At 49.5% G+C, this 16,793-nt stretch carries 11 protein-coding genes; 4 read left to right on the top strand and 7 right to left on the bottom strand.

Annotated features, from left to right (window positions below; translation table 11 throughout):
• Positions 1 to 187: 187 nt before the first annotated feature.
• Positions 188 to 796, bottom strand: coding sequence for a QsdR family transcriptional regulator (locus ACI955_RS10705; protein WP_415243723.1), 609 nt, complete (start codon positions 794 to 796; stop codon positions 188 to 190).
• Between the two features lie 295 nt (positions 797 to 1,091).
• On the opposite strand from ACI955_RS10705, the gene ACI955_RS10700 reads away from it, so the two are divergent.
• Entirely contained in the window at positions 1,092 to 2,339 is a 1,248-nt protein-coding gene (locus ACI955_RS10700) for a sterol desaturase family protein (RefSeq protein WP_415243722.1), read from the top strand.
• Positions 2,340 to 2,479: 140 nt separating this feature from the next.
• Here the strand turns inward: ACI955_RS10700 and ACI955_RS10695 are convergent, their stop codons facing one another.
• The 6 genes from ACI955_RS10695 to ACI955_RS10670 form a co-directional block, all read right to left on the bottom strand.
• Positions 2,480 to 3,487, bottom strand: a complete 1,008-nt coding sequence (locus tag ACI955_RS10695; protein WP_415243721.1) for a LacI family DNA-binding transcriptional regulator — start codon at positions 3,485 to 3,487, stop codon at positions 2,480 to 2,482.
• 680 nt (positions 3,488 to 4,167) lie between these two features.
• Positions 4,168 to 5,724 carry a long-chain-fatty-acid--CoA ligase gene (locus ACI955_RS10690; protein ID WP_415243720.1) on the bottom strand — a complete coding sequence of 519 codons (1,557 nt, stop codon included), beginning with the start codon at positions 5,722 to 5,724 and terminating at the stop codon, positions 4,168 to 4,170.
• A gap of 473 nt (positions 5,725 to 6,197) precedes the next feature.
• Positions 6,198 to 7,631 (bottom strand): aldehyde dehydrogenase family protein, encoded by a 1,434-nt coding sequence (locus ACI955_RS10685; RefSeq protein WP_415243719.1) that lies wholly within the window; start codon positions 7,629 to 7,631, stop codon positions 6,198 to 6,200.
• Positions 7,632 to 8,199: 568 nt separating this feature from the next.
• Positions 8,200 to 9,441, bottom strand: a complete 1,242-nt coding sequence (locus ACI955_RS10680; protein ID WP_415243718.1) for an acetyl-CoA acetyltransferase — start codon at positions 9,439 to 9,441, stop codon at positions 8,200 to 8,202.
• Between the two features lie 49 nt (positions 9,442 to 9,490).
• A complete protein-coding gene (locus tag ACI955_RS10675) occupies positions 9,491 to 10,690 on the bottom strand; it encodes an acetyl-CoA C-acyltransferase (RefSeq protein ID WP_415243717.1) in 1,200 nt (399 codons plus the stop codon).
• Between the two features lie 58 nt (positions 10,691 to 10,748).
• Positions 10,749 to 12,218 (bottom strand): carotenoid oxygenase family protein, encoded by a 1,470-nt coding sequence (locus ACI955_RS10670; protein WP_415243716.1) that lies wholly within the window; start codon positions 12,216 to 12,218, stop codon positions 10,749 to 10,751.
• A 150-nt stretch (positions 12,219 to 12,368) separates the two neighbouring features.
• Between ACI955_RS10670 and ACI955_RS10665 the strand changes: the two genes are divergently transcribed.
• The 3 genes from ACI955_RS10665 (at position 12,369) to ACI955_RS10655 (ending at position 16,650) form a co-directional block, all read left to right on the top strand.
• Complete coding sequence (locus ACI955_RS10665) at positions 12,369 to 13,319, top strand: winged helix-turn-helix transcriptional regulator (RefSeq protein WP_415243715.1); 951 nt, start codon at positions 12,369 to 12,371, stop codon at positions 13,317 to 13,319.
• 126 nt (positions 13,320 to 13,445) lie between these two features.
• Positions 13,446 to 14,336, top strand: coding sequence for a DUF1295 domain-containing protein (locus tag ACI955_RS10660; protein ID WP_415243714.1), 891 nt, complete (start codon positions 13,446 to 13,448; stop codon positions 14,334 to 14,336).
• 52 nt (positions 14,337 to 14,388) lie between these two features.
• Positions 14,389 to 16,650: a TonB-dependent receptor gene (locus ACI955_RS10655; protein ID WP_415243713.1), complete on the top strand. Its 2,262-nt coding sequence runs from the start codon at positions 14,389 to 14,391 to the stop codon at positions 16,648 to 16,650.
• Positions 16,651 to 16,793: the final 143 nt, after the last annotated feature.

The raw sequence follows: 16,793 nt of genomic DNA, 5'->3' as shown, positions 1-16,793 counted from the left end.
CCAGCTGCCAACGGGCATCCGCTGTAAAGAGCTCTACGACTCGCTCGGGCTCGCCTAAATCAACATGGCGTGCGTACAGATTAATTGTGCGCTCACAGGCGTCTTTACGGGCAACATCCTGACCAACACAACCACTCAGGAGTACAAAAAAAGCTATTATTATTATGTTACAGCGCATGGTCTTCCCTTAACGTAAAAGCAATTTGAACAATGGCTCAACCGATTGGAGGTCAGGCGACTGGCCGGTAATAAAGCGTTTGTAAATATAAGATTCGCCAAGCCTAACCACTGCGTAGGCCAGCTCGCTGGCAGGCAAGGTCAATACGTATTCACCTGATTGCACACGGCTTTCCACTAACTGCTGAACCCACGCGACGATTCGCTTTTGAAAACCGCCATCCGCTAGTGTCAGCAAGCGCATAGCAGCCTCCCCCTCACGATCCAAAAAGGCATTCATTGCATCGTTATTTACAACCTGTGTAATAAAACTTGCTAAAATCTCGGCAACATACGCCCCCCCCTTAGCGCTTGAACTCGCTTCAGCCGTTTGGATGATAGGCTGCACCCCCGCCCAAACAACCTCCATCAGCAGAGCTTCGCGACTGCCAACCCAGCGATACAAGGTCGCCCTACTAACCCCAAGCTTTTCAGCGAGCTGCACCATATCTACACGGCGACCACGAGCAAATAACCGGCTCGCCTCCGAGAATACGCTTAATGGACTAGCTTTTTCGCAAGCCGCACCTTGAAGTTGTTTTTCCAAAGGCGTGCGCTTTACGATCAGTGGGGGCCTCATAAATCTCTCTGCTGGCTCTGTGTCTTGATGTAAGTACAACAAGCAAATCGTATCCTATATTTGTTATATTTTCGACACACTTTTATTATATGTATCACCCTGCTATTGTCTGCGCTGGACTTTGGCCGCAAGGAGTCGCAAACCGCCATAACTAGCAAACGCCGTGATTTCTTAAAATCCAGTTTAGCAATCGGCGTACTGGCGAAATTAAATGGCAGCTGCAGCACCACGCACAATCGGAATGAATGTCAGCTATAACTTTTAATTAACGCACAAAAAAAGGATATGGATTTTCATGAATTATGTAGCCTTTGCCGTTCCATTTTTCCTCCTGCTGATTATTTTAGAAATCACCTGGGGAATCCTGCGAAAAACCAATACCTACCGAGTCAACGACAGCATCAACAGCCTTAGTATCGGCATGCTGAGCACATTGACAAAACTGGTCATTCTGAATATTGGCATGCTGATATTTCAGCGCATCGAACACAGCGGCCAGTGGCTCACCATGAGCACCGGCTCTGCGCTCCACTGGGTTCTAGGTATTTTACTTTACGACTTTTGCTACTATTGGTTTCATCGAGTCAGCCACGAACGCATTTTATTTTGGGGCTCCCATGTTGTGCATCACCAAAGCGAGGATTTCAATCTAAGTACCGCACTGAGGCAAACCTCAACGGGTATTTTTACCACTTGGATTTTTTATCTTCCTTTGTTTTTCCTTGGCATGCCCATTGAAATGTACATCAGCATTGCATCGCTACATCTTATTTATCAGTTCTGGATTCACACACAATTTGTGCCAAAACTCGGGCCGATTGAGTGGCTATTTGTCACACCGTCCAATCACCGCGTGCATCACGCACAAAATACCCGTTATGTCGATCGCAACTACGGCGGACTCTTATGCATCTGGGACCGTGCCTTTGGTACGTATAGCGAAGAAAGCGATGACGAACCCATAATTTATGGCATTACTACTCCCCTAAATACATGGAACCCATTATGGGCAAACATGCATATTTTCACCGGCATGCTTCGTGACGCTTGGTATACCCGCAGAGTAAAAGATAAGCTAAACGTTTTCACCGCCCGAACAGGCTGGCGTCCCGAAGATGTTGAAAAGCGATTTCCCTCTAATAAATCACAACTCAACAATTTTCAAAAATACAACCCCGAGCTCAGCCGTACAAGTAAGTTCAGTTTGACGGCACTGTATATGCTGGCCACCGTCGTCTATTTCTGGTTGGTGCCGCAATCTGCAACCTTGTCATTAATGCAGCTTTACTTGTCGCTGGCCTATACCATGCTAATGCTTGTCAGCATCGGCATGCTTGCCGATCAATCAAAGCACAGCAGACGATGGGAATTAATACGTTTTGTATTTTCGATAGCGCTACTGGGAATTGCTGACTTTGGCGGTTTTTTTGACCGCACTATTATTCTGGCGGGTATAGCGCTACTAGTAACGAGTTGCTTTTTTTCATGGCTTGCCATTATTAGCGCAAAAACAGATAGCGATCTCGGCCAAGTCGCTCACTAATTTTCTAGCGTCATTATGAATATGGGGCTAACAATCGGCTCAGCGTGAATCATACGGAATTTAGTAAGACCACTCTGGGCCGAACGCAATCACCATTAAGAAACATTGACTTACCCAAGTTAAGATTTAAATTAAACAAATCATAATGACGCAGTCGACTCTCGTATCACGAGCTTATGGGGCAGGAATATACGACTAATTTTTGGTTTTTCTCCCGCCAATATTTCCAACATCAGGGTCATGACACACTCGCCAATTTCATTGCGAGGTTGATGTATTGTTGTCAGTCGCGGACTGGTGTACTCCCCAAAAACTAGGTCATCAAAACCCACTATCGACATCTCTCCTGGTAACACAAGATCTTCATCTCTACAGGCCTGCATAGCGCCAATAGCCATTTCGTCATTGGCGCAAAATACGGCCGTCGGGCGTTGCTTTCTACCGAGCAAATTCTTCATTGCCTCGTACCCCGAGGCCAGCGTGAATTCGCCTTGCGCCAGCCAGTGCTTGTTTACACGGATATTACTACCGTGCAAGGCGTTGCTGTAGCCCTGAAATCTGTCTTGGCAAAGCACTGAGTCTTTGGGGCCATTAATATATGCAATTTTTCGATGCCCGAGCGCCAATAAGTACGTCACCACCTCAGCGGCGGCTGCAACATTGTCAATACAAACCGATGGCACTGGAATTTCACCGTGATACTCGCATGCCATCAAAAAGGGCGGCCACGCTGGATCGATTGACTTCCTTCCCTTGCGATAGGCGAAGGGAATGTTACGACCGAGGCAAATTATGCCGTCAGCTTGCTTTTGAGTGACTATCTCGCCGCAAGCGCGCTCATTTTCTTCATTACCTTGGGTATCACTTAACAGCACCCGGTATTTGTGACTACTCGCCACCCTCTCAATACCTTGAATAATATTGGCAAAAAAGGGATTCGCAATATCTGGCACCATGACAACAACGGTATTACTGCGCCGACGGCGAAAATTTTGGGCTAATGTATTAACAACATAACCGCTGGACTGCACTGCGCGCATAACTTTTTCGCGCGTTTTACCTGAGACTTTCTCCGGTTGCGCTAACGCGCGGGAAACTGTCGCGATAGATACATTAGCCAGCTTAGCGACATCTTTTATATTGACCATTGTGTTTTCCAAGAAAGAGGACCTATTCTACTGAGATTGACGTATTGATAACAGCACTGACCTCTCCCCGTCGCGCCAGCAAACCGAACATAGGGAGTAGCAATAACGGCGATACCACAACTGCCTGAAAGAATTCCAATCAAGCATAACGCAGTGCTTTGCTTAACCCGGCCCCACCAATCGCTTGCAAGCGGGAGCAGTGGCACAGTGAATTTGGCGACCTGATTAGAGCTCTTATGATCACCGCTATAACGACACCAGTGATCAATAAGCAATCGTCCAAGACCGCGTTCTGGTCCAGAATTCCGCTTGTAAGCATCTCGGGCTGGTTGTTAATCAAGGACGCTTCATTCGCGATGCAGCCGGGCGATAGGTGCGGGCAAATCCAGGGTGGACAAAGGGTTGCGTCAGCCTCGACTTAAACATCCTTCTGAATGGCCTGAAAATTTACCGCAATAAATGTCACGAAACCCTGTGTTTTGACGAAGTTAGCTAAATAGTGATTACCACCTGCGCGTCTCAGGTAGATATCAGAGAAGTGTGAACTGCCTATATTATCCAAATCAGAAATGACCTTACTCGGCCAAATGCAAAACAGTCGGACTGGGAGAAGTGCTGTGAGGCTGAGCAACCAAGCAAGGTCAACCGCAAAGCGCGTTGACCTTGCCCTAAGCCAATAGCTAGCTAATCTGCCGTGCCTGACCCTCCCAAAAAGGCTTGCGCAACTCGGTTTTCAATACCTTGCCTGCACCTGACAAGGGCATCGGTTCAGAGCGGAATTGCACACTTTTTGGCAGTTTGTATCCGGCAATAATGCCGCGGCAGTGAGCTTTGATTTCATCTTCCGTGGCCTGCATATCCGGCGCTAAAATAACAATGGCATGAACCGTCTCGCCCCACTCTTCCGATGGAATACCAATTACTGCAACATCTTGCACAGCGTCATGGCTCATCACCGCATTTTCAACCTCGGTGGTAAAGACGTTCTCACCGCCAGTGATCACCATGTCCTTAACCCGGTCGACAATATACAGGTGGCCGGTATCGGTAAAATAGCCCGCATCACCGGTGTAAACCCAACCATCTTTGAGTGCCCTCTCAGTCTGCTCAGGCTGCTTCCAATAACCCATCATGGCCTGCGGGCCGCGAACGAGTATTTCACCTGGCTCACCTAATTCACAATCAATGCCATCCTCGTTTATACAGCGAATATCACTGATGCTGCTTGGGCGACCTGCAGAGCGCAGAAATTCGCTTCCCGGGGCATGGTCTTCGGGAGGTAAAATAGTGGCAATAGGCGCCAACTCAGTTTGACCATAGGCCTGCGCCAGACTGACATTTGGCCAGACGCGCATAAACTTCTCCAATGTTGCGGGAGGCATCGGCGATGCGCCGTACATGACCATTTCCAGCGAGGAGATGTCAGTGGTCGCCACATTGGGATGATTTAAGACCATCTTGATCATCGCCGGCACAATTAGAGAGTGGGTAACGCTCTCCCTCTCAACAAGCTCGAGAAACTTTGACGGATCGAAGGCTTGTAAAATAACGTTGGCGCTACAGGTTAAGATCGCTCCCATGCTGCCAACCAAGTCAGCCATATGGAACATTGGCGCGGCATGTAAATAGCGCGAATGACGCCCCAAGCCAAAAGCGGGCAGGGCCGAGACTGCACTCGCCCAAATTGCCAAATGCGATTGCATCACTCCTTTCGGAAACCCAGTAGTCCCACCTGTGTAGAAAATACCGGCCATCTCTTCGCCACCGCGAGCACTTGCAACGACTGGCGCCGAGGTCTCTATCAGCCTCTCAACATCTAAGGCCCAATCTGGACATTCACCGCCACCGATGTATATTGCGTGAGTTAAGCTAGCCACCGATTCAAGTAACTCTTTCACCTGAGCCGCAAATGCATCGTCAAATAAAATAACTTTTGCACCAGAATCACTAAGTGCGTATTCGTTCTCTGGCAGCACCCAACGGGTATTTAACGGCACTACACAGTAGCCCGCCCAGGGTACCGTAAAGAGCCCCTCGTAATAGTTGGCGCAATTCAGACTGAGAATCGCCACCCTATCGCCTTCATCGAGATTTAAGGCCTGCAGCGCAGCAGCGAGTCGTGCAACACGCTCTTGCACCTGCTTCCAGCTGCGGCTCTCTCCCTGAAACACGACACAGTCACCGTTGGGATTAGCCCGCGCGGCGCGCTCCATCATTCTCTGTAAAGAAATCGACATAGTTTAATTTCCTAAATACATTATTTTTATCAGCTATTCTAAAGTATAAAATTTGTTGCATTATTGATGTTCTGCAGCATAAATTTTATTTACAGTTTTTATAGGTTAATACTAGGAGTGGGCCTAGCTAAAATAGATTTTATTAGTATGCTCTAACGGACAAAAAGTATTCATTTGATAACGGTTAATACCGGAAAATAAATTTCAATAGCCAGGTCAGCTTAGCCGTTTACCGCGCATAGAATGATGGTGCGCGAATAACATTCGCTGGTAATCAGCGCCTTAGCGACTGATCAATATTCGCAGCTAACGCTACTCAAAGCCAGCCTGCGTGAAAGCAAGCTAAGCTCTGGAGCAAGCCGAAGCACTGTATTTATTGCCACCCACCCCGGAGGACAGGACAGGCGGCGTCAGACCGACGCCGCAATCGAGACCGGGGTTCATAAAACCACCATCCAAGCAGTGAGTCGGGTTTAGGCTGCGTTGTCTCCCAAAACCGCTTTCACTTCAAGAAACTCTTCAAAGCCGTGCACGCCCCACTCACGCCCCATACCTGATTGTTTGTAGCCACCAAACGGAGCCTCTAAATCAACGGGGGCACCGTTCAAATGGACGGCGCCGGTACGCAAGCGACGCGCCACGCGACTCGCTCTGTCATGATCGCCGGAGAATACATAACCCGATAAGCCATAAGGCGTATCGTTAGCGATGGCGATGGCTTCTTCCTCGGTCTCGTAGGGGATAATACACAGCACCGGCCCAAAGATTTCCTCTCTAGCTATAGTCATCTGATTATTAACATCGCTGAATACGGTTGCTCGAGTGAAATAGCCTTTGCCAATACCGTCAGGCAAGCCTGGTCCACCACAAACTAGCTTCGCGCCTTCATCTATACCAGTGCCAATGAGTCCCTGTACCTTTTCGAACTGCATTTTGCTCGCTAGTGGTCCCATCGTGGTATTCGCCGCACGGGAGTCACCCACCACAATACCTTCACAGGCCATGCGAGCTATATCTTCGGCCTTAGCCAAGCTCGATTTTGGCACTAACATCCGAGAAGGCGCGTTACAGCTCTGACCGGTGTTCATCATCATCGTGGCGACACTGCTAGTGATAGCCTCTTGCATATCTGCATCATCAAGAATGATATTGGCGGATTTACCACCAAGCTCTAGGGACACATTTTTGAGGGTGTCCGCAGCCGCTTTGACGATCATCTTGCCCGCGCGGCTTGAACCGGTAAAAGAAACAAGATCAATATCGGGGTGCGCGGTCAAATAGGAACCAACGCCCGGTCCATCGCCATTCACCAAATTAAATACCCCCGGCGGCACACCCGCTTCATGGAGGATTTCGGCAAGTAAATAAGCAGAAAACGGCGCAACTTCACTGGGCTTTAACACCATAGTGCAGCCCGCTGCTAATGCTGGCGCCACCTTGCAGGCCATTTGGTTCATCGGCCAGTTCCAAGGTGTAATCATTGCCACCACCCCGGCAGGCTCGCGCAAGATAGTTGTAGTGCCTTTTTTCTCTTCAAACGCGTAATTCTTCAAAATTTCCGTGGTCGTGATGAAATGACCCAGGCCCATGGGAGCCTGCGCCTCTATCGCAAGGCTAGTCAGCGGCGCGCCCATCTCCTCATTAATCGCCTCCGCGATGTCTTGCATACGGGCACCGTACACTTCGCAGACACGCTCTAGTACCGCGACCCTTTGCGCCGGTGTAGTAAACGACCATTCCGCGAAGGCATGTTTTGCCGCAGCGACTGCCTGATCGACATGACTATGATTGCCAAGTGAAATGACACCAGCTACTTCTTCAGTGTTAGGGTCAATGACGTCCAATAAGGGCGCGCCACTGGGGGCTATCCATTCGCCATTAATGTAAAAATTCTGGTAATTACGCATTTGATACAATTCCTCTATTATCGCTGGGGTTTCATTATTGTTAGTCTTTTACTGCAGAACAGTGGTCTGTCGAAACCTCAATAACTTGCGGGCAAAGACAGGCTCACACGAAACCCATATACCATAACCTAAATACCTAGCCTACTTACAGAAATACAGTTGAAACTAACTTAGTTTATGGCGAGGCAAAATACGCGATCAAGCGAGGAAGAATCTAGCTTGAGTACGCGTTCAATAAGCAGAAATATATCCACAATCCGGAATACTCGAATACATTAATTTGGCACTGAGGCATTGAGAATTTAAATCGAGTGGGAGGCGGTAAGACGAGGATCGTCAATGACCACGGATTCCCAGCAAATCAACAAGGACAACCAGTATTAGAAGTGCTTATTTTCTGCTATTTTTGGGCTCCGCAACTGAAATGCTTTAGCGATTCGAGCTAGCCTGTAAGTAGACAATAGTGACCATTAGCACACTATTGTCTGGTGGCATTTTTCAAGCAACATGACCCTATATCAAGCTAATATGCCCTAGCAAAATAGTTGGCAAGCTGCACCGCATTGCTTTAGGTATCGGACTTGCCAACGATAAAGCTTGCGCAAGTAGTCGCGCTCCCACCTAAATTAAACGTCATTACATTTTGGGCATTGTCTATCTGATAATCGCCGGCGCCACCAATAATTTGCTTATAACTGTCTAACAACATTCTCACTCCAGTGGCCCCTACCGGATGCCCCAAACCAATGAGCCCACCGCTCATATTCACCGGGAGTTTCCCGCTGCGGCTTATGTCGCCATTTTCTATCGCTTGCCAAGCCTTGCCGGGCGGATATAAACCGCTGTGGTCCAAAATCATATACTCGGTAATATTGAAGCAATCATGCACTTCTAAGCCATTGATAGCGCTTAAATCATTCATGCCAGCGCGCTTTAAAGTCTGCTGAAACAGCGAGTGAATGTGGGGAAAGATATAACCATCGGGCTCACTCAGACGTAATTTTTCCTTAAAGGAAATGGGTGCATTGATATGCCCCCAGCCTTTAATAGTGGGTATCGCACTTAAGGCAATACCTCGACGAGCAGCGTATTCGGCGGCCTTGGCTTCCGTTGCCAAAAAAACGACCGCGGCACCGTCAGTAGTTTGGCCACAATCCTGCTTGCGAATATTACCGCTGATGATTGGGTTAGCGGTATCATCATCGCTGAAACTGTTTTCAGTAAATTGCCATTGCCGAGTTTGAGCATTGCTATTGCGACGCGCGCTGGCAAAATTCTGCTGCGAAATATTATAAAGATACTCTTTTTTCAGCGCGTAACGCTCTTCGTAAAGCCCGAGCATATCGTTGAATGCGCAGGGCCAAACGTAGTCAGTTTCGGTCCACTCTTGGCTCGCCCACGCCGCAGGCCGCAAATTAGCAGCGGCCTGATCACCACTGACGTTGCGCATAACTTCAATGCCGAGCACACACGCAGTCTGATAGCGCCCCGCCTCTAGGTCCGCCATGGCGGCGAGAAGGGCCATTGAGCCAGAGGCGCAAGCGGCCTCATGCGCCGAGGCCGGCATATAACACATGGCGGGATCAACGTGACCAAAAAAGCCGCCAAGTTGCGCCTGCCCTGAGAATAAGGAGGAGACAAAATTACCAACATGACCAACGTCAATCTCGCCGGCGTCGAGTTCACTTGCGGCGAGACCAGATCGCACTGTTTCAACAAATAAGTCCGCAACGCTCTGATTTACGCGGGCAATATTTTGCGCAAAGTCACTTTGATATCCACCCAGTATATAAATTTTTTGTGCGCTCATTATTTAGTTATCTCGCTTAATTTTTTATATAACATGGTTGTTATCGATTTTAAAAACGTTCAATCAGGGTGGCAACACCAACCCCAGCGCCACCGCAGATCGCGACAATACCACGCTTAACGTTTCGTCTTTCCAGTTCGTCAAGCAGCATCCCCATCAGATTGCCACCCGTTGCACCCAAGGGGTGACCAAACGCAATAGCACCACCGTTAACATTGAGCTGCTCATTGGCAATATTAAAATGGTCCTGAAAATATAAAACACTTGCGGCGAAAGATTCGTTAACTTCCCACAGGTCAATATCACTGGCCTGCAACCCTGTGGCGGCGAGCAGCTTTTCGGTGGCGCGCAGGTGTCCGGTGAGCATTTTGACAGGCTCGTCACTGGCATTAGCGTAATGGCAAATGCGGGCGCGCGGGCGCAGAGAAAGCTTCTTGCAGGCGCTTTCGCTAGCCAGTAATAGCAGCGACGCGCCGTCTACCAGCGCGGGAGAGTTGCCTGCCGAATGATGGGCCTGCAGATGTGTATCGGGGTAACGCTGACTCACTAAGGCTTGGCCGTGCTGAACATAGTCGGCAAAACTGGCGGGTAAAGCCGCTAATTTTTCAAGACTGAGCTCCGCCCGCACACCATTATCCCTATCTAATAATGGCGCATTGTTAGAATCACAAACAGGCACTAGGGACTGTTTGAAATAGTGATTACTGGCAGCATGGTTGGCGCGCTGATGCGACTGTAAAGCGTAAGCATCGAGGCGCTCACGGCTATAACCCTGCTGGGTGGCAATAAGATCGGCGGACAAACCCATGTGCATGAATTTGGTGGCCTTCATTACTTTGGGATTGCTGAACCAGTCGCCCTGATCGGCAAACATGGGTACCGCACTCAGCTGCTCCACACCGCCGGCAACCAATACCGACTCCATACCAGACATGATTTTACTGGCCGCGAGATTAATAGCATCCAACCCCGAGCAGCAAAATCGGTTTACGGTAACACCAGAAACCGCCTCGGACCAACCCGCATAAAGTGCGGCAATTTTGGCGACGTTAGCGCCTTGACCGCCGCTCTGCGTGGCGCAACCCAGCAACACATCTTCAACCTGACTGCTGTCGAGATGATTTCGCTCGGCGATGGCGGTAAACAGCGGCCGCAATAACTCTACCGGGCGCAGTGCTGCGTAAGCAGACGTGCCGCGCAGGGTAGCCCGGGGAATTCTAACAGCATCGACAATCATCGCACTTTGCATTTAATTTACCTTTATCACTGCTACGCCTTCTATATAATTCACAACTTCGCCGACGTGTTTATTTCTGGTATTTGCGAATAGACTCGCCGCTTGCCCAAGTTGCGTGGGTACCACTGCTGATCCGATGAGGAAGTATAATTCGGCACACTGGACCGGCCTCGATGTCTTTGGCGTCAATGAGCACACATTCAGAGCGATCTTCTTTCATATCAGTGATAAAACTCACTAGATAGCCGTCATCTTCATCCTTGGCATCAATGCGGGGCACGAACGGCGCCTCGCTGCCAAAGCGTTGTTCACCAAAGGGCAAGCTCCAAGATTCACCGGTCTCCAGATCGTGCTTGACCATACCCGAAAATAAAAACCAATTGGGCTCGCCCCACACTGAGTAAATATAACGGTGTTTACGGCCAGCATACTGCTGATTGATGGTGCCGAATTCCAGTGGACGATCATCGAGTCGCTCTTCTTTTACATCGCCGGTTTTGAGATTAAAACGCCAGCGATGCAACTTCGATTGAAAGGAGTTAATGTCGAGATTAGCCATCATTTTACCAGCCGCTTTTGGTAAGCCGGCAAGTGGTTCGGGGTCTGGTTCATCCTGAAAATAACCATCCAAGACGATTTCGTCGCCCTCCTCGTAGGCATTCATCCAGTGCAGCACATAAGTGGCCGAGGCTTCAAACCATTGGACATCTTCGGCATTGCCGTAGCGCGGCAGGATGGCAAATCGCGTGGGCATCTCCGGGTGATAGCCGGCATGATAGCGCCCGTTTTTTAACTCTTCCGGATCCCAGAACATGGGTAAGTCGGCAAGTATCGAATAGTTTTCTGAGAAAGCCATATCGTGGGGAAGTCTCGGACCCGGCAGGGGAACGGGGGTGTAATGCACCAGTTTATTATTGCAGTCGATCACTCCGTAGTGCTGGTAGGGTGGATAAATAGAGTAATTAAAAAACAACATCTCGCCGGTGTTCTCATCGACTTTAGGATGCGCAGAAATACCGTCTACCGGCGTCCAGCTTTCGGTGCCCAACTGCTCAAGAGTATAGGGATTCAAACGGTAGCCGTCACCGCACTGCCAAAAGGTGGACACCACTTCACCGGCGTGAACGGTTACATCAGTTGAGGAGGCATCTTTCACCCCTCCCTGAGCACCCCAACCGGGTCGCGTAGACATGCTGGGGCGATTGGCAATACCGGCCCAAAGCGCCTGCCCTGCCTCTTGTTCCGCGTCAAAACCTTTGGTTCGTACAAAGCGATTTCGATATTCCGCCTTGCCGTCTTTAAAAGACATACTATGGAGCATGCCATCGCCATCGAAGGGATGGTAATGGCCAATAGACTCTTGCACGGGATTTTCGGTATTGCGGATATAAACACCGTCAATGTCGTTGGGAATTTGACCAATAACTTCCATCTCGGTGGCGGTGTACTCGGTAAAATTGGGTGTCCAGGCGCCATTCAAATAGGGATGATGACTAGCTTTTAGACTGGATTTTACGGTGTTTTTGTAGCTTATAGCCATAACGATGCCCCGAAAATAAGATAAACAATACTTTTATTTGTTGCTTGCATTATGAGACTAATATATATTTTGTCAATGCAGTCCGAGAGTTTTAATTATCGCTGATGGAGACCGTTTGGCAATGAGTACCCAAAGAGTCGGCAATAGCTTATGAGCAACAATCATCTGGTTGTAAACAGCGCTATTGCCCAGGGCTTAGACGTCATCGGTGATCGCTGGTCGCTACTGATTTTGCGTGATGCCTTTTTAGGCCGCCGTCGTTTTGAAGAATTCAGGCGCTACACCGGCGCCAGTAAAGCAACGCTGACTCGGCGCTTAGCGGCGCTGATTGAACAGGGACTGATGCTTAAGCGCAGTATTTCGCCACTATCTAAGCGCCATGAGTATCTTTTAAGCGCAAAGGGTGCAGCGCTGTTCCCCGCTTCATTGCTCGCCTGGCAGTGGGAGCAGAAGTGGCTGGCGGACGCATCAATTAGCTTGCCTGACACCCTGATTCACCGCGACTGCCAAAAGCCGATATCGCCACAAGCCGTTTGCGGCGGCTGCGAGCAGCCTTTCTCGCTCGACGAGATTCGGCTGTCACCGATAGCCGTTCAGGGTATTCAACACGTTGAAGAGATTAAATCTTTAAGCGGCCACCGGCGAGTGCGATCGCCACTGGTATCAGCAACTGCCGATACCCGTCTAGCGGGAATCAGCGATTTGATTGGTGATCGCTGGACCTTACTTATTTTGATATCTGCATTTTTTGGTATGCAGCGTTATGAGATGTTTGCAAAGCAGCTAAATATCGCCTCAAACATTTTAAGCTCACGCTTAAATCTGCTTATCGACAACGGAGTATTGCAACGTTGCAGCTATCAAGATTCGCCGCCACGCCATGAATACCCACTCACAGCAAAAGGCGTATCGCTTTTCCCGATTGTGATTGCCATGCGGCAATGGGCGGTAGAGTGGGAGGCGGATGCGACAGCGGTTGCCGGCCTGCTGCACAGTCGTTGCGGCGCAATGCTGAGTATAAAAGTGAAATGTGGAAGCTGTGCTGAGATTATAGATCGCCAAGATATCGACTATGTGTCACAGGCAGCCACTCGACAATAATAAATAACGCTGAGCTGAATATAATGCGATAAGTATCATTACTTTACAGCGCCAACAATTTAACAATAACTATTACCTATACCTTGTAATGATGTGTATGGGCCGATGTAAACGGAAGGATCTGATATGAAGAGACTATTAATTTGTACGGCGCTAATTGCGCTCTGCTTGCTGATTGCCTTGGGCCTGTCCTATGCGGGCGGTGACGGCGGTTTATACTCAAACGGCTATCCGGTGTTATTGATCTGCGCCTTTATTGCCTTTGCCATTCAATGGTTGGTATTTATTCCAGCCTATATTTTTCAAACCGAACACTATTACGACCTTACCGGCAGTAGCACCTATGTGCTTATTGTTTTACTGGCGCTGTACCTCAGCGCAGGTTCTGAAGCGGGCCTAGATAGTCGTGCAATATTACTGACGGTACTGGTGGTCATTTGGGCTGCGCGCCTTGGGCCTTTCCTATTTCGGCGGGTTAAGCAGGCAGGCAAAGACGGTCGCTTTGACCAGATAAAAGTATCGATACCGCGATTCTTATTAACCTGGACGCTACAAGGTTTATGGGTCTTCGTAACACTCATTGCGGCACTAACCGCTATCACCAGCAAGCACAGTGAGCCCCTGGGTGTGATCGCCCTGCTGGGAACGCTTATATGGTTACTTGGCTTCGCCCTTGAAGTGATTGCTGATGCGCAGAAGTCCGCCTTTAATAAGCGCCCGGAAAATAGCGGTAAATTCATCAATATGGGTGTGTGGCGCTGGTCTAGACACCCGAACTATTTTGGTGAAATTGTATTGTGGGCTGGCGTTGCTTTGATTGCCCTGCCGGTATTTCAGGCTTGGCAATGGCTCAGTCTCATTTCACCTGTCTTTGTATTCTTACTTCTGACCCGCGTCAGTGGCGTGCCCTTACTGGAAAAGCGGGCTGATGCGAAATGGGGAGGCAATGCAAATTATGAAAGTTACAAACGCGACACACCAGCTCTAATGCCACGACCTCCCAAGCGCAGCATCTAGGCAGCGTCACGTGCAAAAAAACAACTCCTTTAAAAAATAGAATGAGACCTTTATGTTTAAACGACTGATAAGTTTCGCCCTACTGTTGGCGGCTCAAGATGTTTTAGCACGCGGCGCGCCGGTGTTGGAAGAGATCATCATTACGGCTCAAAAGCGCGAGGAAAGCCTGCAAGATGTACCCATTTCACTGGTCGCAATAAGTGCTCAGGCGATGCAGGACGGCAATATTGACGATATGTCTGACATTGCCGCAGTGACCCCCAATCTCAGCGTGTTCAGCCACCCACCCCTAACTAGTTTGCGAATTCGGGGCTTGGGCTCGCCCTTCGATAAGGGTTTTGAGCAATCTGCAGGTCTATTTCTAGATGGCGTATATCTCGGGCGTCTGGCCTTTCTCGACGCGGCATTCTTAGACGTTGCCTCTGTTGAAGTGCTTCGCGGCCCACAGGGCACCTTGTTTGGTAAGAACACCATTTCTGGCGCCATCAGCATTCGCTCCGTGCAGCCTTCGCAAGAACCAGAGTTTATGGCAGAGGCACTAACGGGGGACGACGATCTGGAGAAATATACCCTCACCGGCAACATTCCCCTTGGCGATACCGTAGCGCTACGCGCTTCGACGCTAGTGAATAAGCGCGATGGCACGGTTTACAATACCACCCTAGAGCGCGATGAAGGCGGCATTGACTCTCGAGTGGGACGACTGCAGCTGCGCTGGGATATTTCAGACTGGCTAGATGTAACAGTGGCGGCTGCCGACACCAATCAAGAATTCAGACTTGGCAGCTTTCAAGTACGAGCCGCGACCGACGAACAATTTGCGCTTATGCAGTTTTACGACCCCAAGGTTGAAAAAGACACTAGCAATAATCAGAGCGCCCAAGATTATCCGGCAATGACCTATCAAACGGGTAATAAGTTTGATATCCGTTTTAACGCCTCGCTGTGGGGCCATGAGTTCAGCTGGATAAACGCCTTGAGCTCTATCACTGAACTGTCATTAACAGATCTCGATTTCTCGCCAATACCTCTGCTGTTCTTTCTCAACGGAGAAGACTATGAACAGCTAAGTAGTGAGCTACGCATCGTGTCACCACTGGGAATGCTAGGTGGCAAATTGGATTACGTAGCCGGCGCTTACGTGGCCCAGAGCGATACCACGATTAAAGTTATTATTGATGCCGCGCCAACGCCTGCTGACTTGGCGTCTGGTCTAAGCGCAACAGGCGGCAGCTTGGGTGGCCTGGCGTCACTTTTAAATCCTGTCACTGGCGATGCCCCAGGGGAACGCTTATTGATTGACGGTGATCAAGAGAGCATTAGCTCGGCCGTTTACGCGCAGGCGACATGGCATTTTAACAACGAGTTGAGCTTAACCGGCGGTATCCGGGTTTCAACGGAAACCAAGGACGTAGATCAAACTCTACAACTATTCACCGCCGGCACAGACCTTGATGGACCAGTTTTCACCCAGGTAGTGACCGCTGAGGAATATCGCTTGGTCGACAAGCGAGTGGATCGCGACGTTAGCCCCAAAGTATCGCTGAACTGGCTGCCTAGCGATGATCTAACGTTTTATGCGAGCGCGGCTAAAGGCTTTAAAAGCGGCGGCTACAGTGGCTCTGCCGTGCGCGCCGAGATTGCCGAAGTGGAACCTGAGTCTTCAAGCACCTATGAGATTGGCGCCAAGACAAGACTGCTTGACGGCGCCGCAACGCTCAATGCAGCCACATTTTATACTGAGTTTGAAGACCTCCAGTTGACCATATTTGAGGGCAATGTCAGCCGTATCTCCAATGCTGCGGGTGCCATCTCAAAAGGCGCCGAGGTCGAGGCGGCTTATGTGACGCCATGGGGCGTGTCGGGTAATGTTTCACTCGCCTATCTGGACGCGACGTTTACTGACTATGCCAACGGTCCCTGCCCTGCAGGCGAAGACACTCCCTGCGATTTGAGCGGCAAACCCTTGGCTTTTGCGCCGCTGTGGAAGTCGACATTTAGCGTCAATTACTTTCATGACCTGTGGGCTTTACCGGTCAATATACTGCTAGGTTTTGACTTGCTCTATGAAGCCGACAAGCTACTGCAGTCCGATCAAGATCCCATCGACGTTCAGGGTGAATTTGCGACGGTGAATCTCCGCATGCGCTTGGCAGATGATAACGACCGCTGGTCACTACAGGCTTTTGTACGTAATGCCAGCGATGAATTTGTCTTAGACGGCGGCGGCGATATTCCCACCTTATCGGGCGCCCACTTCGGGCGGTCTATTGCACCGCGTCAATTAGATATTGCACTGCGGTTTAAATTCTAAGATGACATCACTGGAAATAATAATCGCCTTCATCGGGCACCAGTAAGCTAAGGGGAAAGTAAAACTTTGCGCTATATTATTGAAGCGCAAAGTTTTAACTCTTTTGATGACTCATACCCAGGCACTCTAGCCTTTTACGCACC

It is taken from the genome of Zhongshania sp. (genome assembly GCF_047636175.1).
Lineage (GTDB): Bacteria > Pseudomonadota > Gammaproteobacteria > Pseudomonadales > Spongiibacteraceae > Spongiibacter.
This window is presented reverse-complemented; position numbering and strand designations above follow the sequence as displayed.